The 19251-nt window shown below is 44.1% G+C and carries 19 protein-coding genes; 17 read left to right on the top strand and 2 right to left on the bottom strand.

Annotated features, from left to right (window positions below; all coding sequences use genetic code 11):
• Positions 1-21 precede the first annotated feature (21 nt).
• A complete protein-coding gene (maiA, locus tag IEW93_RS11715) occupies positions 22-672 on the top strand; it encodes a maleylacetoacetate isomerase (protein ID WP_188739512.1) in 651 nt (216 codons plus the stop codon).
• Between the two features lie 319 nt (positions 673-991).
• The gene (gene ompW, locus IEW93_RS11710; RefSeq protein WP_188739511.1) at positions 992-1639 is read left to right on the top strand and encodes an outer membrane protein OmpW; all 648 of its coding nucleotides are present in this window, start codon (positions 992-994) and stop codon (positions 1637-1639) included.
• Positions 1640-1730: 91 nt separating this feature from the next.
• Here the strand turns inward: ompW and IEW93_RS11705 are convergent, their stop codons facing one another.
• Complete coding sequence (locus tag IEW93_RS11705) at positions 1731-2474, bottom strand: SDR family NAD(P)-dependent oxidoreductase (RefSeq protein ID WP_188739510.1); 744 nt, start codon at positions 2472-2474, stop codon at positions 1731-1733.
• 320 nt (positions 2475-2794) lie between these two features.
• On the opposite strand from IEW93_RS11705, the gene metA reads away from it, so the two are divergent.
• The 15 genes from metA (at position 2795) to IEW93_RS11630 (ending at position 18151) form a co-directional block, all read left to right on the top strand.
• The gene (metA, locus tag IEW93_RS11700; protein ID WP_188739509.1) at positions 2795-3742 is read left to right on the top strand and encodes a homoserine O-acetyltransferase MetA; all 948 of its coding nucleotides are present in this window, start codon (positions 2795-2797) and stop codon (positions 3740-3742) included.
• 293 nt (positions 3743-4035) lie between these two features.
• Positions 4036-5226 (top strand): thiolase family protein, encoded by a 1191-nt coding sequence (locus IEW93_RS11695; RefSeq protein WP_188739508.1) that lies wholly within the window; start codon positions 4036-4038, stop codon positions 5224-5226.
• A gap of 145 nt (positions 5227-5371) precedes the next feature.
• Complete coding sequence (locus tag IEW93_RS11690; protein WP_188739507.1) at positions 5372-6865, top strand: CoA-acylating methylmalonate-semialdehyde dehydrogenase; 1494 nt, start codon at positions 5372-5374, stop codon at positions 6863-6865.
• Positions 6866-7048: 183 nt separating this feature from the next.
• Positions 7049-8206, top strand: coding sequence for an acyl-CoA dehydrogenase family protein (locus IEW93_RS11685; protein WP_188739506.1), 1158 nt, complete (start codon positions 7049-7051; stop codon positions 8204-8206).
• A 65-nt stretch (positions 8207-8271) separates the two neighbouring features.
• Positions 8272-9054 carry an enoyl-CoA hydratase gene (locus tag IEW93_RS11680; protein WP_188739592.1) on the top strand — a complete coding sequence of 261 codons (783 nt, stop codon included), beginning with the start codon at positions 8272-8274 and terminating at the stop codon, positions 9052-9054.
• Positions 9054-10172 (top strand): enoyl-CoA hydratase/isomerase family protein, encoded by a 1119-nt coding sequence (locus IEW93_RS11675; protein WP_188739505.1) that lies wholly within the window; start codon positions 9054-9056, stop codon positions 10170-10172. The genes IEW93_RS11680 and IEW93_RS11675 overlap by 1 nt, the downstream gene beginning before the upstream one ends.
• A 14-nt stretch (positions 10173-10186) precedes the next feature.
• Positions 10187-11086, top strand: a complete 900-nt coding sequence (gene mmsB / locus IEW93_RS11670; protein WP_188739504.1) for a 3-hydroxyisobutyrate dehydrogenase — start codon at positions 10187-10189, stop codon at positions 11084-11086.
• Positions 11087-11098: 12 nt separating this feature from the next.
• The gene (locus IEW93_RS11665) at positions 11099-11857 is read left to right on the top strand and encodes an SDR family oxidoreductase (protein ID WP_188739503.1); all 759 of its coding nucleotides are present in this window, start codon (positions 11099-11101) and stop codon (positions 11855-11857) included.
• Positions 11858-12032: 175 nt separating this feature from the next.
• Positions 12033-12239 carry a hypothetical protein gene (locus IEW93_RS11660; protein ID WP_188739591.1) on the top strand — a complete coding sequence of 69 codons (207 nt, stop codon included), beginning with the start codon at positions 12033-12035 and terminating at the stop codon, positions 12237-12239.
• A gap of 237 nt (positions 12240-12476) precedes the next feature.
• A complete protein-coding gene (locus tag IEW93_RS11655; protein WP_188739502.1) occupies positions 12477-13427 on the top strand; it encodes a DMT family transporter in 951 nt (316 codons plus the stop codon).
• Entirely contained in the window at positions 13424-14344 is a 921-nt protein-coding gene (locus IEW93_RS11650) for a M14 family metallopeptidase (RefSeq protein ID WP_188739501.1), read from the top strand. The genes IEW93_RS11655 and IEW93_RS11650 overlap by 4 nt, the downstream gene beginning before the upstream one ends.
• Before the next feature lie 265 nt (positions 14345-14609).
• Positions 14610-16202, top strand: a complete 1593-nt coding sequence (locus IEW93_RS11645; RefSeq protein ID WP_188739500.1) for an ABC-F family ATPase — start codon at positions 14610-14612, stop codon at positions 16200-16202.
• Between the two features lie 118 nt (positions 16203-16320).
• Positions 16321-16686 carry a hypothetical protein gene (locus tag IEW93_RS11640; RefSeq protein ID WP_188739499.1) on the top strand — a complete coding sequence of 122 codons (366 nt, stop codon included), beginning with the start codon at positions 16321-16323 and terminating at the stop codon, positions 16684-16686.
• A 17-nt stretch (positions 16687-16703) separates the two neighbouring features.
• Positions 16704-17516, top strand: a complete 813-nt coding sequence (locus IEW93_RS11635) for an alpha/beta fold hydrolase (protein WP_188739498.1) — start codon at positions 16704-16706, stop codon at positions 17514-17516.
• Between the two features lie 203 nt (positions 17517-17719).
• Positions 17720-18151, top strand: a complete 432-nt coding sequence (locus IEW93_RS11630) for a nitrate- and nitrite sensing domain-containing protein (RefSeq protein ID WP_188739497.1) — start codon at positions 17720-17722, stop codon at positions 18149-18151.
• Here IEW93_RS11630 and IEW93_RS11625 read toward each other — a convergent pair.
• The gene (locus IEW93_RS11625; RefSeq protein ID WP_188739496.1) at positions 18114-19238 is read right to left on the bottom strand and encodes an IS630 family transposase; all 1125 of its coding nucleotides are present in this window, start codon (positions 19236-19238) and stop codon (positions 18114-18116) included. The two genes, IEW93_RS11630 and IEW93_RS11625, sit on opposite strands and share 38 nt — an antisense overlap.
• Positions 19239-19251 lie beyond the last annotated feature (13 nt).

Raw genomic sequence — 19251 nt, 5'->3', positions numbered from 1 at the left:
AAAATCAAATAGGAAATCGATATGAAACTCTATGGATATTGGCGCTCAAGTGCGGCGTATCGTGTGCGTATAGCGTTAAATTTAAAACAGTTATCGGCAGAGCATATTTCAGTACATTTGGTCAATAACGGCGGTGAGCAGCACTCTCAAGCATACCATCAGTTAAATCCGCAACACTTAGTGCCAACCTTAGTGGATAATGGTGCTAACGGCGAACTTAATTTATCGCAATCATTAGCCATCATTGAATACCTAGAAGAAAAATACCCACAAACCCCTTTATTGCCCAGTAACATTGAGCATCGCGCCATCGTGCGAGGCATGGCACAAGCCATTGCTTGCGAAATTCATCCGTTAGATAACTTACGCGTCTTGCAATACCTTGTTAACGAAATGGGCGTGTCTGACACAGACAAAATGCGCTGGTATCATCACTGGATCGTCTTGGGATTTACTGCGTTAGAGGAGCAGTTATCACAGCATTCGGGCATTTTTTGTTTTGGCGACACGCCAACACTGGCCGACATTTGTTTGGTACCACAGGTATACAACGCAAAACGTTTTAATGTACCGCTTGATAACTTTCCTAACATTGTCCGCATTGCACAAACTTGCGACCAATTAGCCGCGTTTGCCAATGCCGCGCCAGAACAACAACATGACGCCAGTTAGGTTTTGCTACAAGTATTAGTCTTCTTCCGTAACTGTATTAACTAACAATGGCATGAGTGGTAGTTCATTGTATCCTCATGCCATCGTCCCCCCGTGATCTCCATCCAATAAGCTAACTTTTAAATGCATCTTTTATCTCTTTTGCTGTTTTTTTGTGATCTGCATCATGTCTAGTGCAAGCATGGTGGTACCCACATAGAGGTACTGCAGCTTTATTGATCTAAATCAATATTGTTAATGAACAACTTAGGTAGGTTAGCGGCAATTGTTAAGAATGTTACAGAGTTACATCTGATTATTGCTGTTATGGAGTGTTAAAATGAATAATAAAATTACCCTAGGTTTAGTTGCTGCTTCGTTGCTTTGTGCTGGTTTATCTTTTGGTGTTGCAGCTCATCAAGCTGGAGATATTATTGTACGTGCAGGTAGTGCAACGGTTGCCCCAAGTGAGTCAAGCCCAGTCGTTGCGGGTATCGCTGAGTTTAGTGTGAATAACAACACACAGTTAGGCTTAAACTTTGGTTATATGCTCACTGATAATGTTGCGGTTGAGCTATTAGCGGCGACGCCATTTAGTCATGATGTGTCCCTTGGTGAGTTAGGTGTGATTGCAAACACCAAGCATTTGCCACCCACGTTAGTTGCTCAATATTATTTTGGCAATGCTCAGTCTGCGCTTCGTCCATATGTTGGTGTTGGGGTTAATTTTACTAACTTTTTTGACAATGATTTCAATCAAGGTGCCAAAGATTTAGGGTTAGATAATTTGTCCATGTCAAATTCTTGGGGCGTGGCTGCACAGGTGGGGCTTGATTATCAAATTGATAAAAATTGGTTGGTTAACGCATCTGTATGGTATGCGCAAATTTCTACTGATGTCAGTTTCGATTTGGGTGCCGATCATGTGGTTGTTGAAACCGATATCGACCCATGGGTGTATATGGTTAGTGTGGGATATACCTTCTAACTGTAGTTGATTAGCATCAGCTATTCATTGCAACAAAAACAGGAACCCGCAGGTTCCTGTTTTGTTATATACCTTTATCATATCATCCAGATTAACCGCGTTTCTTTCTTGGTTTCCAATGGCGGGTATTGTAGATATATTCAGGCAATATTCTGTTTATCCACGCCACAATACGCCAGCGCTTGGTAACATACACTCGGCGTTTTCCCTTTTTCAGTGCCGTTAATATTTGCTCGGCTACGTTGTCAATGGGCGACAATAATAACTTGGTATTTAAGTGCACCGCTTTATCAAATAACCCAAGCTGAATATCGCTGATAGTCACAGGCAATTTTAAGCGCTGCGCGTGCATACTTAACCCTTGCAGATAGTTTGCAGCAAATGCTTTAGAAGCGTGATAAGCCACATTAGGGCCTCCGCGTTGTCCTGCAATAGAGTTTATTGCTGCTAATTGGCCATAACCTTGCTGACACATCAATTTAAAAATACACTGGCTCGCAGCGGCAAAGCCCATCACATTAACGTCAATCGTATGTTGGTCAATAGACCAGGGCAAAGCAGGGTCATATTCGTTAACGCCCGTATTGACTATCACTAAATGGGCACCGTTATGCTTCTCCCATGCCTGGTTAAGCTGCGCAATTAAAGTGTGTGGCTGGTCGATAGTTAATGGATATATGCTGACTTCACCAGGAAGACTTAAGCTAAATGGTTGAATCGCTTCTGGATCATTAACAAATAGCACCAACGACACATTTTGTGCCGATAATTGCGCCGCAAGTGCTTGGCTAAGTGCAGAGCTTGCACCAATAATCATTGCTGTCGCAGCAGACATAGTTAACCTCATTATTATCAATGGCTCATAATAGAAATATTGCCGCTTGATAACAAGAACGAAAAAAATTCAACTTAAGACGTGTAGACTTCTAGACATCCTTGTGTATGATTAACAAAATAAATGACAACGTGTGTCACTATTGATGTTTAGCCGTTGTGCTTAACTGATTAAGCCATTAAAACACCTTGGCAAAGTTAACTGATGCTCAGATGTGCAGAATGTAAATTTGTGATCTGTTCCACACAGTCATTTGTTTAGTTAAACGTTATTACCAATGCACCCGTTGTTTGTGTTCCATTAACCCAAAGGTGAGTCGTATGCCGGTTCGAATTCCAGATAATCTCCCTGCTGCAGGTATTTTAGAGTCTGAAAATATTTTCGTGATGTCTGAAACCCGAGCGGCTAATCAGGACATTCGTCCAATGAGGGTATTAATCTTGAATTTAATGCCCAATAAAATTGAGACAGAGACCCAACTGCTTAGGTTGTTAGGCAATACTCCTTTGCAAGTCGGCGTGGACTTATTGCGTATTCACGACAAAGAGTCAAAGCATACTTCGGTTGATCACATGAACACCTTTTATCGTGACTTTGAAGATGTTCGTCATAATAATTACGATGGATTAATTATTACCGGCGCCCCTTTAGGGCAAATTGATTTTAAAGATGTGGTGTATTGGGATCATATCCGCGAAATTATTGATTGGTCACAACATCACGTGACTTCCGTTTTATTTTTGTGTTGGGCTGCTCATGCCGGTTTGTACCACTTATATGGTTTAAAGCGCCAACTGCTACAAAATAAACGCTCAGGGGTGTTTAATCACACTCGCACCAGCGATCCACACCCTTTGCTTAGAGGCTTTGATGACGAGTTTTATGCGCCTCATTCACGCTTTGCCGAAATGAACATAGAAGAGCTTCGTCAACATGCTGATATCGAAGTGTTAGCTGAGTCAGAGCAAGCGGGCGCCTATATTGTGTTAAGCCGTGACAATCGCAATTTGTTTGTAATGGGCCATCCTGAATATCAAAAAGGCACATTAAATGATGAATATAACCGCGATTTAGGCCAAGGGTTAAACCCTGATATACCGCAAAATTATTACCGAAACGATGACCCAACCCAAGAGCCTATTGCACGTTGGCATAGCCATGGCAGCTTGTTAGTGAGTAATTGGCTGAACTATTATGTGTATCAGTTAACCCCTTATGATTTAACCGACATGAGCGCAAAAACCCCCTGGGAAAACAAAAAAGCATAATCCTTGTGTAAATTCAAAGCCGCAATACTCGCGGCTTTTTTATGCCTGTAGACTAAAGTGTAAACGGCCCTTAAATTCACTCCCCCATTAAAACCTTGATGGTTTTATCTTCATTAAAACATAAGCTTATCTACAACAATTCTGATTTTACCAACAAGTGTAAATCTTCAATGACAACCTCATAAGATCAACATTACAAATTTGATCACTTTTTACTTGCTTTACGTTAGCGTCAACGTCAAAGTGGTGTAATAGTGTTGTTGATTTTTATGTGCACAGATTTAGGAGTGGTTATGAGTACAGAACAAACAGGTCAAGATATCGTTATTGTTGCAGCTAAACGTACCCCAATGGGTGGGTTTCAAGGTGCGCTGTCTGAAGTCGCATCACCCGTGTTAGCCGCTAATGCTATCAAAGGCCTTTTGGCACAAACGGGTATTAAAGCCGACAGTATTGATGAAGTACTTATGGGCTGTGTATTACCAGCAGGCCTTGGTCAGGCGCCTGCTCGCCAAGCAACACTAGGCGCAGGCTTACCCTTAAGTGTTGGGGCAACCACTGTCAATAAAGTATGTGGTTCTGGTATGAAAACCGTCATGTTAGCCCATGATTTAATTAAAGCCGGTAGCAGTAACCTTGTTATCGCCGGCGGCATGGAAAGCATGAGCCAGGCGCCATACTTGCTAGATAAAGCCCGTAGCGGTATGCGTATGGGTCACGGCAAGGTCATGGACCATATGTTTTTAGATGGTCTAGAAGACGCTTATACCGGTGGTGCTATGGGCACGTTCGCTCAAAAAACGGCCGATGATTTTGGCTTAACTCGCGAGCAAATGGACGCGTTTGCATTAAGCTCGCTTGAAAAAGCCAACGCAGCAATTAACTCCGGTGCGTTTAAAGATGAAGTGGTTCCCGTTACTGTGAGTACGCGACGTAGCGATATTACCGTCGACACAGATGAACAACCTGGCAATGCGCGTCCTGAAAAAATCCCCACCTTGCGCCCAGCATTTGCCAAAGACGGCACCATCACCGCAGCTAATTCAAGCTCAATTTCCGACGGCGCAGCAGCCTTAATGCTAATGACTCGCGCCAAAGCAACAGAGTTAGGGTTAACGGTTATGGCAACCATTAAAGGCCATACAACGCATTCGCAAGAACCGTCTCTGTTTACTACCGCTCCAGTTGGCGCCATGCAAAAACTGTTCGATAAAGTACAGTGGAATAAAGACGATGTTGACTTATATGAAATCAACGAAGCCTTTGCCATGGTGACCATGCTAGCGGTATCTGAGCTGGGGTTAGATGCCAGTAAGGTCAACGTTAATGGTGGCGCATGTGCGTTAGGACACCCAATTGGTTGCTCAGGAGCGCGATTACTCGTCACCCTAATTTATGCACTAAAAGCACGAGGCCTTAAGCGCGGCGTTGCTTCACTGTGTATCGGTGGCGGCGAAGCAACAGCCATGGCCATTGAAGTGTAAATAAACACGTTCAACAAGACCGCTGTACAGGTAGACGTAATACAACCACGTTAATGTGAGTAAAACAATAATCACGTCACCTGTGCAGTTACTCAATATGCGTGAGCCTAGCTCACCAAACAGTTCAAGGATCGAGGAAAGCAAAATGATCACACAAGTTAAGCACTACATTGATGGCGAATTTACTCATGGCAGCGGCGAGCGCAATATTGATGTGACAAACCCTGCTAATAACAGCGTTATCGCTAAAATAAATTGTGCCACTACCGCCGAAGTTGAGTTGGCCATTCACAGTGCCAAAGAAGCCTTTAAAACCTGGAAAGAAGTGCCTGTCTCAGAGCGTGCACGCGTGATGTTGCGATACCAGCATTTACTCAAAGAGCATCATGACGAACTAGCAACTATTTTAGCCCAAGAAACCGGTAAAACCTTTGAAGATGCCAAAGGCGATGTGTGGCGCGGTATTGAAGTGGCTGAACATGCCTGTAACGTGGCGTCATTAATGATGGGCGAAACGGTTGAAAACGTCGCACGTAATATTGACACCTACAGCTACACTCAACCATTAGGTGTGTGTGCAGGTATTACCCCGTTTAACTTCCCCGCGATGATCCCATTATGGATGTTCCCATTATCCATCGCATGCGGTAACACGTTTATTTTAAAGCCTTCTGAACAAGATCCTATGACGCCACAGCGCTTAGTTGAGCTGTTTGTGGAGGCGGGCGCGCCTAAAGGCGTATTGCAGCTCATTCATGGCGACAAAACAGCTGTAGACATGTTACTCACTGATCCTGCCATTAAAGCCATATCGTTTGTCGGCTCAGTAGGCGTTGGGCAATATATTTATAAAACGGGCACAGACAATCTAAAACGCGTGCAAGCCTTTGCTGGCGCCAAAAACCACTGTGTCATTATGCCAGATGCTAACAAACAGCAAGTCATCAACAATATGGTAGGGGCCTCAGTAGGGGCGGCTGGTCAACGTTGTATGGCGATATCTGTTGCCGTGTTTGTTGGTAAAGCTAAAGAGTGGATCCCTGAGTTAAAAGAGGCGCTTGCTAAAGTTCGCCCAGGATTATGGAACGATAAAGATGCCGCTTATGGCCCAGTAATCAGCCCTGCCGCCAAAGCGCGTGTACTTAAACTCATTGCTCAAGGTAAAGCTGAAGGGGCTGAGTGTTTACTTGATGGGAGTGACTTTACGGTTGCCGGTTACGAGTCTGGTAACTGGGTTGGACCAACCATGTTTACCAATGTCACCACAGACATGAGCATCTACAAAGAAGAAATTTTTGGCCCTGTGTTGTGTTGTATGGAAGCCGAAACATTAGACGATGCCATCGAGCTTGTGAACAACAGCCCATACGGCAATGGTACTTCAATCTTTACCGCATCGGGTGGCGCAGCGCGCAAATACCAGCATGAAATTGAAGTCGGCCAAGTGGGTATTAACGTGCCCATTCCTGTGCCATTACCCTTTTTCTCTTTCACTGGCTGGAAAGGCAGCTTTTATGGTGACCAACACGCTTATGGCAAACAAGCGGTGCGTTTTTGCACAGAAACAAAAACCATCACAACCCGCTGGTTCGACTCAGAAGCCGTTAGCGGCCCTAACATGAGCATCAACCTTAAATAAGCGTCATATATGCCGCGATATATTTTATTTATCGCGGCAAACATTATTGGCTAAACACAACAAGACCTGCTTGATTTGCCCATAGTGTTACTGCTCAGTAATACATGCTAAGCCGCTTAAGCGGCAGGTGAACAAGCCATAAAGTGACCCAAGAGTCATCCAAAACAATATTAGGAGTCCAACATGGATTTTAATTTAAACGAAGATCAGCGCCAGTTTGCTGACTTAGCCCGCCAGTTTGCCGCAGAAGAACTCGCTCCATTTGCCGCCAAATGGGATGAAGAACACCATTTCCCCAAAGATGTGATTCAAAAAGCAGGTGAGCTGGGTTTTTGTTCTTTGTACTCGCCTGAGTCACAGGGCGGTATGGGCTTATCTCGTTTAGATGCTTCCATTATTTTTGAAGAACTATCCCAAGGCTGTACGGCCACCACTGCCATGTTAACTATTCATAATATGGCGACCTGGATGGTAACCACCTGGGGCAGCGAAACGCTACGTAAACAGTGGTCAGAAGGCTTAACTACAGGTCAACTGTTAGCCTCATATTGCTTAACTGAGCCAGGTGCGGGCAGCGATGCAGCCTCACTGCAAACTAAAGCCGTGCGAGAGGGCGACGACTACCTGATCACGGGTTCAAAAATGTTTATCTCTGGTGCTGGCGAAACCGAGTTACTTGTTGTGATGTGCCGTACAGGTGAAGCCGGGCCTAAAGGCATTTCTGCCATTGCGGTACCGGCAGATACAGCTGGCATAACCTATGGCAAAGCCGAAGATAAAATGGGCTGGAACGCCCAGCCGACCAGACTAATTAGCTTTGAAAACGTCCGCGTACCTGTAGCCAACTTACTGGGTGATGAAGGCCAAGGTTTTACCTTTGCCATGAAAGGCCTCGATGGTGGACGCATTAACATTGCCACCTGTTCTATTGGCACCGCTCAGGCCGCATTAACGCGCGCCACACAATACATGAACGAGCGTAAGCAATTTGGTAAACCGCTTGCGGCGTTTCAAGCCCTGCAATTTAAACTGGCAGACATGGCGACTGAGCTGGTTGCTGCTCGCCAAATGGTACGTTTAGCGGCATTTAAACTCGACACACAAGACCCTGAAGCCAGCGCCTATTGCGCCATGGCAAAACGCTTTGCGACCGACGTAGGTTTTCAAGTGTGTGACAGTGCCCTGCAAATCCATGGTGGTTATGGCTACATTCGTGAATACCCACTAGAGCGCCACTTCCGTGATGTTCGAGTTCATCAGATTTTAGAAGGCACTAACGAAATTATGCGCCTGATTATTGCCCGTCGTTTGCTCGATGAAAACGCTCATCCGATTTTGTAATCGATTAACGACTCATAATACCAAGATTTCATCACCTTCTTAGGTGAATATAAGGACATAATATGATGACAGCAAACACCGCAATCATTGAACATATTGTTGGTCATACGGCCATCTTGACGCTCAACAACCCGCCAGCCAATACCTGGACAGCAGACAGTTTGCAATTGCTAAAGCAAACCATTACTAAGTTAAACCAAAACAAAGACATCTATGCGCTTGTTATTACAGGTCAGGGCGAAAAGTTTTTTTCAGCTGGGGCAGATTTAAATTTATTTGCCGATGGCGATAAAGGCAATGCAGCCACCATGGCAAAACATTTTGGTGAAGCCTTTGAAACCCTTAGCGCGTTTCGTGGTGTATCTATTGCCGCCATTAACGGTTATACCATGGGCGGCGGCCTAGAAGTGGCCTTAGCGTGCGATATACGCATTGCAGAGGCACAAGCGCAAATGGCACTGCCTGAAGCCACCGTAGGGTTGTTGCCCTGTGCTGGTGGCACCCAAAACCTCACTGCTTTAGTGGGCGAGGGCTGGGCTAAACGTATGATTTTATGTGGTGAACGCATTGATGCAGCCAAAGCTGAAAAAATTGGCTTAGTAGAAGAAGTGGTTGAAAAAGGCCAGGCCCTTGATGCTGCAGTGGCACTTGCCGCTAAAGTGGCTAAACAATCACCTAGCAGTGTGAGTGTGTGCAAAACCTTGATTCAAGCTGGGCGACATATGCCGCGCACTCAAGCATTACCCCTTGAGCGAGAGCTATTTGTGGGGTTATTTGACACAGAAGATCAAGCTGAAGGTGTGAACGCCTTTTTACAAAAACGCGCCCCAATTTGGAAGAACCGCTAATGACTCAAGACGTAATATTTCAAACATTAGGCACGCTTTCTGGCCAATCAATTGGCATCGTGACCCTTAATATTGAAAAAGCACTCAATGCACTAACCCTTGATATGGTTGCGGCAATGCAAACCCAATTAACCCGCTGGCAATCTGACAACAGTATTGCCTGCGTGGTGTTACAAGGTGCCGGCGAAAAGGCATTTTGCGCCGGCGGCGATGTGCGCGCGATTTATCATGCATCGATTGCTAATCCTAACAATATCACTGATGAAGCCTGTGGGTTTTTCACTCAAGAATACCAACTCGACTACTTACTGCATCAATTTGGTAAGCCTGTTTTAGTGTGGGGCGACGGCATTGTGATGGGCGGCGGCCTTGGATTAATGGCAGGGGGTAGTCATCGCATCGTGACCGAACGCAGCCGAATTGCCATGCCAGAAGTCACCATTGGTTTATATCCAGATGTAGGCGGCAGTTACTTTTTAAATCGCATGCCAGGTAAAACAGGGTTGTTTTTAGGCTTAACCGCTTACAACATGAACGCGAGCGATGCGCTGTATGTTGAGCTCGGTAATCATTATTTAAACAGTGATGAAAAAGAGCCATTATTTGATGCCATGGCCGAACTTAACTGGAGCCAAAACAGTCAACTCAACCACCAAATATTAACCGATTTGTTAACCCAAATGACTGCGCCGCATTTAGCAACGTTACCCAAAAGCCATTTACAGCAATTTCAAGCAGAAATCGACTTGTTAATGTCGGGTGATATACACGATGTTCATCACCAATTATCCAGCTTAAATACAGAACTTGAATGGCTACAGCGGGCTCAAAAAACCGCTTTAGCCGGCAGCCCATTGAGTTGGCATTTAATTTTTGCTCAAGCTCAACTTGGTACAGAGCTTAGTTTGGCACAATGCTTTCAGTGGGAGCTTGGCGTGAGTGTTAATTGTTGCTCAATGGGAGACTTTTGCGAAGGGGTTCGAGCATTACTCATTGATAAAGATCGCCAACCTAAATGGCTATTTAGCGACGTTAATGCGGTGCCGCAAACTAAAGTTGAGCAATTGACTTGCTCCCCTTGGCCCGCCACTAACCACCCATTAGCTGACTTTACTTAATAAGGATTATTATCATGGCAACAGTAGCATTTATTGGTTTAGGTAATATGGGCGGCCCAATGGCAGCCAACTTAATTAAAGCGGGCATGACAGTCACAGTATTTGACTTAAACCCAGCAGCAGTAGACGCGCTCACTTCTCAAGGTGCATTAAGCGCCAAAACCGCCTGTGGCGCGGCGGCGTCAGCTGATTTTGTCATTACCATGTTGCCAGCAGGTAAACATGTGCGAGGTTTGTACATAGGCGATGATGACAACAAAGGTTTACTTGATGTGGTGCCCAAGCAAGCCTTATTAATTGATTGTTCAACCATTGATGCCGACAGCGCGCGTTTAGTGGGTGCTAAAGCTGCTGAGAAGGGCATAGAGTTTATGGATGCGCCAGTCTCGGGTGGTACAGCAGGGGCGGCGGCAGGTACACTAACCTTTATTTGTGGCGGTTCTGATAACGCTTATGCCAAAGCGCAAACTGTGCTGAGGGTGATGGGCGGCAATATTTTTCATGCAGGTAGCGTTGGCGCTGGGCAAGTTGCCAAAATTTGTAATAACATGCTGTTATCGGTATTAATGGTGGGCACTAGCGAGTCAATCCAATTAGGTTTAGATAATGGCTTAGATCCTAAAGTATTGTCTGATATCATGAAAGTCAGTAGCGGCGGTAACTGGACACTTGAAAAATACAACCCATGTCCAGGCGTGATGGAAAATGTGCCGTCATCTAAAGACTATCAAGGCGGCTTTATGGTCGACCTTATGGTAAAAGATTTAGGCCTATCGCAACAGGCTGCACTTGCATCGAACTCAAGTACCCCAATGGGCTCTCTTGCCCGCAGTTTATATGTAAACCATGCTCGCCAAGGCAATGGTAGTCGAGATTTTTCGAGCATTTTTGAACAGTTTTCAAAGAAAAAATAAAGGATTCAGTTGATGGAATTAAAAGATAAGGTTGTCGTCATTACTGGCGGAGCGGGTGGTTTAGGTCTGGCTATGGCCCATGATTTAGCTGCCCAAGGGGCTAAATTGGCGCTTATCGATGTTGACCAAACCAAGCTTGAGCAAGCTTGTGCTGATTTAGGCGCAACGACTGAAGTACAAGGCTATGCCTTAGATATTACCGACGAAGAAGATGTGGTTGCCGGGTTTAAATATATTGTTGAAGACTTTGGGCAAGTCAATGTGCTTATCAATAACGCCGGCATTTTACGTGACGGCTTAATGGTTAAAGCCAAAGATGGCGTCGTTACCGACCGCATGTCATACCAACAATTTCAGTCAGTCATTAATGTTAACTTAACGGGCAGTTTTTTATGTGGCCGTGAAGCCGCAGCAGCGATGATTGAAACCAAGCAAGCCGGCGTTATCATTAACATTTCTAGTCTGGCTAAATCTGGCAATATGGGTCAATCAAATTACTCAGCCTCTAAAGCTGGCGTGGCGGCCATGTCGGTGGGTTGGGCAAAAGAGCTAGCGCGTTATAATATTCGCAGCGCCGCAGTCGCCCCCGGTGTGATTGCCACAGAAATGACCGCAGCCATGAAACCTGAAGCGCTAGAGCGCTTAGAAAAAATGGTACCAGTAGGGCGTTTAGGTCAGCCAGAAGAGATTGCCTCAACGGTTCGTTTTATCATTGAAAATGATTATGTTAACGGCCGCGTATTTGAAATTGATGGCGGTATCCGTTTATAGAACGGTGGTATTTGGCTTATACCATTTGTTATGATGCAGTCACGCCGAGCTTATGCTCGGCGTGACTTTTTCATTTTAGAGATGAATCAACGAATGAACGTGGATTTTTATACATCTCTTATCCTGAGTTGAGGTTTATCACGTGGCAAAATTAGAACAAATATTAAAAAAGATCATGCTTATCGTGGGGATCTTAGGGGTATTGATTATTTACTCAGGTTTTTTGTACCTGTTTTTTTCTGGACGCTCCACCGCCACGTTACCTTGGTTTTTACTGATATCACCGTGGATTTGTATTTATTTTGGTTTAACGCAGGCACAGCAAATCGCTGTTATTTATTGGTTCGTCAATAAATTTAGCTTCAAAAAAAAGACTAAATAACCTCAACTCTGGATAAGAGATGTATTGATAACGATATAAATCAATAGATTGACTAAAATCCACTGTCAAGCTTGTGATTTGTTTTGCTAACAAGGCGAATTAACGCGTCAATAGCTAGCCTATTGCAAGTTAATTCAACGCAGTGAGGAAGGCAAAGGACTGCTTGAAAGGCGTTTGTTATCCAGAGCTGAGGTTAAATAATAGGTTTTATACAATTAGCCTAATGGATCCATATTCATGCCGTCATTTACGCCTCTTTCCCGTGTTGCAGTGGTTTGTTATACCATGATGGCATTAATCGCTTTTGCGGCTAACTCCGTATTAGCGCGAATGGCATTATCAAGCGATAACACCGCAACGTTAATTGATCCCAGCAGTTTTACCGTTATTCGTTTGGCCTCTGGGGCTATAGTGTTAGGAGCGATAATGTTGCTAATGCCATCAACATCATCAAAGCCAGCAGTTGCTCATGCTAGCAATCTTGCTTCGTTGCTGTTGTTTATTTATGCCATTACTTTTTCGTACGCTTATGTGTTGCTCGACACTGCAACAGGCGCGCTTATTTTGTTTGCAGCAGTCCAGATAAGCATGATGTTGATAAGTTACATACAAGGACACCGCTTAAACCAGCTAGAAATCCTTGGCGCGTTAGTTGCGTTTGGCGGTTTTGGCTATTTAGTCTGGCCGAGCGTGGGGGTAACTAATGGCGAATTATCAATCACTGGCATGGTGCTTATGGTCATTAGTGGTTGTGCATGGGGCGGTTATACGCTGTTAGGCAAAGGCGCTACTCGGCCACTGTTTACTACAGGCGTTAATTTTATTTTAACCTTGCCCTTGGTGCTGCTAATGATATTGACCGTCTGGCTTATACAAGTGTTTACCCCTGTTGAAAATAACATATCTGTGCAACTCAGTGGCAAAGGGGTGCTGTTAGCCATACTTTCTGGTGGCCTAGCCTCCTCAATAGGGTACGCATTATGGTATCAAGCATTACGCGGTCTACACTCCACTCAGGCTGCGGTATTGCAACTGAGCGTACCGATTATTGCGGCACTGGGTGGCGTCATCTTTGTTGGCGAGCAACTGAGCGTTCATCTAATAATGTGCGCCAGCATTATTTTATTTGGCATTTCTTTGGTCATATTGACCAAACCTAAATCTACAATTAAAAAAGAGGTTTTATGACACAATCGACCGTATACCCAATCGGCACACCAGGACAAAAATGGACCGATGCAGACAAAGCCCAATGGCTAGCCCAAGTGACTATTAAGCGCTCATATCAAGACGAAGTGGTTAGCAAATTAACGCCGCTCGCAAACCAGTTTGAACAAGTGCAATACGGCGCATTATCTTACGATGCTGACAAATATCCGTTATTTGGGTTTAAATCGCCTAACTGGGACCGCAACAAAAAGACCATTTTAGTCACCGGCGGCGTACACGGGTACGAAACCAGTGGCGTTCATGGTGCAATACAATTTTTAGCCACCAAGGCTGAGCATTACAGTCAGTATTTTAATATAGCCGTGGCACCGTGTGTCAGCCCATGGGGATATGAAACCATTAACCGCTGGAACCCAAAGGCGATAGATCCTAATCGCTCATTTTATGCCAATAGTCCAGCCGAGGAGTCGGCCAATCTTATGGCATTTGTAGCCACATTAGGCGAGGTTTATGCTCATATTGATTTGCACGAAACCACCGATACTGACGAGTTAGAATTTAGACCTCTACTGTCAGCCCGTGATGGCGTTGAATACGAAAAAGGCATTATTCCAGATGGTTTTTATTTAGTGGGCGACAGCGATAATCCCACCCCAGAGTTTCAAAAAGCGATCATTGATGCGGTCGCAAAAGTGACCCACATAGCACCAGACGATAACGGCCAATTGATTGAAGTGCCAATAGAGCAGTTTGGGGTGATAAATTATCCGGTAAAAAAACTCAGTTTATGTGCAGGCATTACCAACAATCACTTTAATACCACCACAGAGGTCTACCCAGACAGCCCACACGTTACCGAGCAGCAATGTAACGACGCACAAGTCGCCGCAATAACTGGCGGACTTGATTATATTCTTAATTATTTAAAGGCTTAAAAGCCGTTACTTTGCTGGTGCGGTTTTTATTGCACCAGCAAAGCATGTTGATAGGTTGATAAATAAGCCAGAAATCCTTACAATGTCGCGCTTTATATATACCCCATCGGCGATGCCGTATATCAGTTTAAATCTCATTATTATTTGTTTAGCAAGTGCGCTACATTTGTTTGGGTAATGACCTGCGTCATACAGATGTCAACTCGAACCATTACGCTAAACGTTAATACTCGTTTAAACACACAACACGATTTGGAATTTCATTTTGATTACAACAGCTAACATCACAATGCAGTTTGGCGCTAAGCCGCTGTTTGAAAATATCTCTGTCAAATTTGGTGGCGGAAATCGCTACGGTTTAATTGGCGCGAATGGTTGTGGTAAATCAACCTTTATGAAAATCCTTGCCGGTGATTTAGAGCCTTCAAGCGGTAACGTGTCACTAGACGTTAATGAGCGCATGGGTAAACTAAACCAGGACCAGTTTGCATACGAAGCCTTTTCAGTCGTAGACACTGTGATCATGGGCCACCGCGAGTTGTGGAAAGTAAAACAAGAGCGCGACCGCATTTATTCGTTGCCAGAAATGAGCGAAGAAGACGGCATTAAAGTTGCTGAACTTGAGATGGAATTTGCTGAAATGGACGGTTACACTGCCGAATCTCGCGCAGGTGACTTACTACTCGGCGTAGGTATTGCTACCGAGCAACACTTTGGCTTAATGAGCGAAATCGCACCAGGTTTTAAACTGCGAGTATTGTTAGCCCAGGCGCTGTTTTCTGATCCAGATTTACTGTTACTTGACGAACCAACCAACAACTTAGACATCGACACCATTCGTTGGTTACAAGACATGTTGAACCAACGTAACAGCACCATGATCATCATCTCGCATGACCGTTACTTCTTAAACTCAGTGTGTACTCACATGGCTGACTTAGACTACGGCGAGTTACGTGTTTACCCAGGTAACTACGATGAATACATGATGGCGGCACAACAGTCGCGCGAGCGCTTAATGAGCGACAACGCCAAGAAGAAAGCCCAAATTGCTGAGCTGCAAACCTTCGTAGCCCGTTTCTCGGCTAACGCATCTAAAGCTAAGCAAGCGACATCGCGCGCCAAGCAAATTGAAAAAATTAAGCTAGAAGACATTAAAGCGTCTAGCCGCGTTAACCCGTTTATTCGTTTCGAACAAGAAAAGAAATTGTTCCGTAATGCACTCGTGGTTGAAAACCTAGCAAAAGGTTACGACACGCCTTTATTTAGCAAGTTTGATCTTATGGTTGAAGTGGGCGAACGTATTGCTATTTTGGGTCAAAACGGTGTGGGTAAAACCACATTGCTACGTACCTTAGTGCATGATATTCCACAAGATGAAGGTACCATTCACTGGTCAGAAAACAGCAACATTGGTTATTATGCTCAAGATCACGAAGCTGATTTCGCCAATGATATGTCACTGTTCGAATGGATGAGTCAATGGCGCAAAGAAAACGATGATGACCAGTCGGTTCGTGGCATTTTAGGTCGTATGTTATTCAGCGCAGACGACATTAAAAAGTCAGTTAAAGTGCTATCTGGTGGTGAAAAAGGCCGTATGTACTTTGGCAAACTTATCATGCAAAAGCCAAATATATTATTACTCGACGAGCCAACCAACCACATGGACATGGAATCAATCGAGTCGTTAAACAACGCGCTAGAAAAATACGAAGGCACACTAATGTTCGTCTCTCACGACCGTGCATTTGTATCGTCATTGGCCACGCGTATTTTAGAAATTACCCCAGAAGGCATTAACGACTTCAAAGGCACGTACGATGAGTTTCTTGCTAGCAAAGGTATTGAAGGTTAATTTAACCTCAGTAAATTAACCATCGCCTCTTAAAGCCCTGAACATATGTTCGGGGCTTTTTGTTTTTATATTATTGATTTAGCCATATACTCACATAAAATAACTATAGGCAGCTACTATGAGCATCACCCTTGATCAAGCTTCATCAACCTTGAATGAACTTAAATGTCGTACTAATTTTAATATTAAGAATGTCACCGAATACATGCTCCCAGAGCTTAAAGAACCCGTCTATCTGCACGTTGAAGGTAAAACACCTTTACTGATAATTCGTCCTGCATTTGAAGTTTTTTCAACTGAGTTAGCCACTATTGACGGAGTGCATGCCAAATACGATTATTATCACAACGCCCAAATGACGCGTTTTCCGACACGACAATACAAGGGCTTAAATGAAACCCATTATGGATTGGCATTTAGATTTGACAATGTTGAAGCCATTAAATTGTTTATTAACCGCTTAATCGAAATCGTAAAAGGATAAAAGGAGAACACCTCACCATGACAGAGCAATTTAATATTAATCAGTTTAATTGTTCCATTAGTGGTAAAGGCAGCACTCTGGTGTGGGCCCACGGATTATGTGGCTGTATGCAGAGTGAAGATGCCATAGGCTTATATGCATGGCATCGATTTCCTAAAAAATTACAGCTGATCCGTTATGATGCAATTGGCCATGGGTTATCTGCCCAAGGCGACAGTGTCGATGATTACCTCTGGCCCAATCTAGCCAAAGACATGTTGCGTGTTGCTGCTCATTATCGTGCACCGACACCGTTGATCCTTGGCGGCCAATCCATGGGGAGCGCAACTAGTTTATATGCTGCATTAGCTCAACCTGAACTAGTAAAAGGTTTAGTTTTGATGACACCACCCATTGGTTGGCAAGCAAGAGCTGCACAGGTGGATTACTACCATAAAATCGCCAAAGCGGCGCGCATTCTGGGTGGTAAAGGCTTAGCGCAAATGAATGCCAAGCATTTAACTAAAATGCTGCCAAGTTGGTTGGTTAATGCTCATAAACACAGTGTGCTGGGTATGTTAGATGGCTTAAAGTCAATGAAGCGCCAAACATTACATCAGCTGTTTACCGCAGCAGCCCACAACGATTTACCCAGTAAACAACAACTCGCCACAATTAATGTACCTACACTTATTTTAGCGTGGGAGGGCGATGATGCACACCCAGTAGCATCAGCAAAAACATTACATAAAGCATTGCCCCATTCGACTTTGCATGTCGCTAGCAAAATGGACCATGTCGATGAATGGCCTGAACTTATCAGTGAGTTTTGTCTTGCTTTGCAGTCATAGCAGACTAAATTCATGTCAACTTAAGTCATTGAATGAACCGATTATCTCTTTGTGGGTATATAACGAAAATTAGATCAACAAGGGCTAATTTAGCTGTGAGCAATGTCTGAGTTTGGATTGTCAATTAATGTAAATTTTTTTAATTCGTTTATGGTTATTGCAGATATAACTGAGTATCAAATAATTTGACATAAGGCTCCAATATGAACTGGCAATGGATAAGCAATCTTAAAATATCGCGTAAACTTGCGTTGTTGGTTTTACCCCCTTTATTGACCAGTATCTTGTTTGGTGGCATGTATGTTCATAATGAGTATCGTACACAGCAACAACTCGCGTTAGTCATCGACTTATCTAATGTCGCCATTATTAATAGTGCACTCGTCCACGAACTGCAAAAAGAGCGCGGCATGAGCGCAGGTTTCATTGGTTCTAAAGGGCAATCATTTAGCGATGCACTGCCAAGTCAGCGAAATCAAACCAACAGTCGCATAAACCGCTTTGAACAATTTGCCCATGACGACGATTTTCCCGTTCAATTACAACCTACTTACGATAAAGCCGTGTCGTTACTCACTCAGCTAGTACTAATTCCATTTAATTCTGACTGTTTAAAAACTTATAAGCTCGGTTGAGTTTCGACCGGGCGTTATCTACATCAAACATCCAATTAATACTAGCCTTCTCGTTATTCCTGGTTGTTTCCCAAGCCTTAAGAGAAAGCCGCAGATCATTCCACGTGCCAATTCGTCTATCCAAACATTGTCTGTTCATCACGCCTATCTCAATTTCTACCATATTTAACCAACTGGCATGTTTTGGGGTGTAGTGAAATTCAATTTTCTTCAAGATACGCCGAGCTTCTGCTGCTGGATAAGCTTTGTATAAAGAGCCTGGGGAGTGCGTTGTGTAGTTGTCTAAAACCAAGTGGATTTTATCGGCATCAGGATAATGAACATCAACCAAATCCCGCATACACGCTGCAAAGTCTTCTCGTTTCTTGGTTGCTGTTGCTTTAGCATGTCGCCAGCCTCTATGCCTATCGTACATCAGATAGATATTGGCCACATCTTCACGCCGGTATTCGTAATCTTCTTTAGCTAAGTGTCCTGGCGAAGCTAATTTGGGCGGTTTTACATGTGACACCAGTTGTTTCATTGCTTCATCAAAATTAACCACAGGATGTTTTTCATCCGCAGGCATTGCATAAATATCAAGTACCTCTTCCATCTGCGCAATGAAGTCGCTATCTAACTCGCCAATACACCACATCTTCTTTTGCCATGGTTTTAATTCATTGTTTTTCAGCCGTTGACGGACGGTTTCCAGCGATACGCTTTCAAGCTCTGTCAGCGTAATTAATCTGTCTGCGATGAGTGATAATGTCCAGCGAGCGCGACCATCTGGTGGCTCGCTACAAGCAATGCTAACTAATGTTGCATCATCATTAGCTGAGAGTAATTTGGGTTGCCCTGTTCGTTTTCCTTCGGCGAGTGCGACCTTCAGTCCTTCTTCTACGAAGCGTTTTTTGGTTCGGTAAATAGTTGAGGTACTGGTATTGAGTAACTGACTGATATCTTTATCACTGTGTTGATTGTGGTTTGCAAGCAACAGAATGTTGGCTCGTTTTAACAAGCGGGCATTGTGTAGGCCCTTGCTTAATAAAGTCTTTAAGGTGTGCAGTTCTTCTTGGGTCAACTCTACAAGGTAAGTGATATTCATGGCATGATACTCT

The organism is Shewanella inventionis (assembly GCF_014641855.1).
In the GTDB taxonomy this organism is placed as follows: Bacteria; Pseudomonadota; Gammaproteobacteria; order Enterobacterales; family Shewanellaceae; genus Shewanella; species Shewanella inventionis.
This window is presented reverse-complemented; position numbering and strand designations above follow the sequence as displayed.

Coding starts and splice junctions, on each gene's coding strand:
- maiA (WP_188739512.1), top strand. CDS start 22: ATGAAACTCTATGGATATTGGCGCTCAAGTGCGGCGTATCGTGTGCGT.
- ompW (WP_188739511.1), top strand. CDS start 992: ATGAATAATAAAATTACCCTAGGTTTAGTTGCTGCTTCGTTGCTTTGT.
- IEW93_RS11705 (WP_188739510.1), bottom strand. CDS start 2,474: ATGTCTGCTGCGACAGCAATGATTATTGGTGCAAGCTCTGCACTTAGC.
- metA (WP_188739509.1), top strand. CDS start 2,795: ATGCCGGTTCGAATTCCAGATAATCTCCCTGCTGCAGGTATTTTAGAG.
- IEW93_RS11695 (WP_188739508.1), top strand. CDS start 4,036: ATGAGTACAGAACAAACAGGTCAAGATATCGTTATTGTTGCAGCTAAA.
- IEW93_RS11690 (WP_188739507.1), top strand. CDS start 5,372: ATGATCACACAAGTTAAGCACTACATTGATGGCGAATTTACTCATGGC.
- IEW93_RS11685 (WP_188739506.1), top strand. CDS start 7,049: ATGGATTTTAATTTAAACGAAGATCAGCGCCAGTTTGCTGACTTAGCC.
- IEW93_RS11680 (WP_188739592.1), top strand. CDS start 8,272: ATGACAGCAAACACCGCAATCATTGAACATATTGTTGGTCATACGGCC.
- IEW93_RS11675 (WP_188739505.1), top strand. CDS start 9,054: ATGACTCAAGACGTAATATTTCAAACATTAGGCACGCTTTCTGGCCAA.
- mmsB (WP_188739504.1), top strand. CDS start 10,187: ATGGCAACAGTAGCATTTATTGGTTTAGGTAATATGGGCGGCCCAATG.
- IEW93_RS11665 (WP_188739503.1), top strand. CDS start 11,099: ATGGAATTAAAAGATAAGGTTGTCGTCATTACTGGCGGAGCGGGTGGT.
- IEW93_RS11660 (WP_188739591.1), top strand. CDS start 12,033: ATGCTTATCGTGGGGATCTTAGGGGTATTGATTATTTACTCAGGTTTT.
- IEW93_RS11655 (WP_188739502.1), top strand. CDS start 12,477: ATGCCGTCATTTACGCCTCTTTCCCGTGTTGCAGTGGTTTGTTATACC.
- IEW93_RS11650 (WP_188739501.1), top strand. CDS start 13,424: ATGACACAATCGACCGTATACCCAATCGGCACACCAGGACAAAAATGG.
- IEW93_RS11640 (WP_188739499.1), top strand. CDS start 16,321: ATGAGCATCACCCTTGATCAAGCTTCATCAACCTTGAATGAACTTAAA.
- IEW93_RS11635 (WP_188739498.1), top strand. CDS start 16,704: ATGACAGAGCAATTTAATATTAATCAGTTTAATTGTTCCATTAGTGGT.
- IEW93_RS11630 (WP_188739497.1), top strand. CDS start 17,720: ATGAACTGGCAATGGATAAGCAATCTTAAAATATCGCGTAAACTTGCG.
- IEW93_RS11625 (WP_188739496.1), bottom strand. CDS start 19,238: ATGAATATCACTTACCTTGTAGAGTTGACCCAAGAAGAACTGCACACC.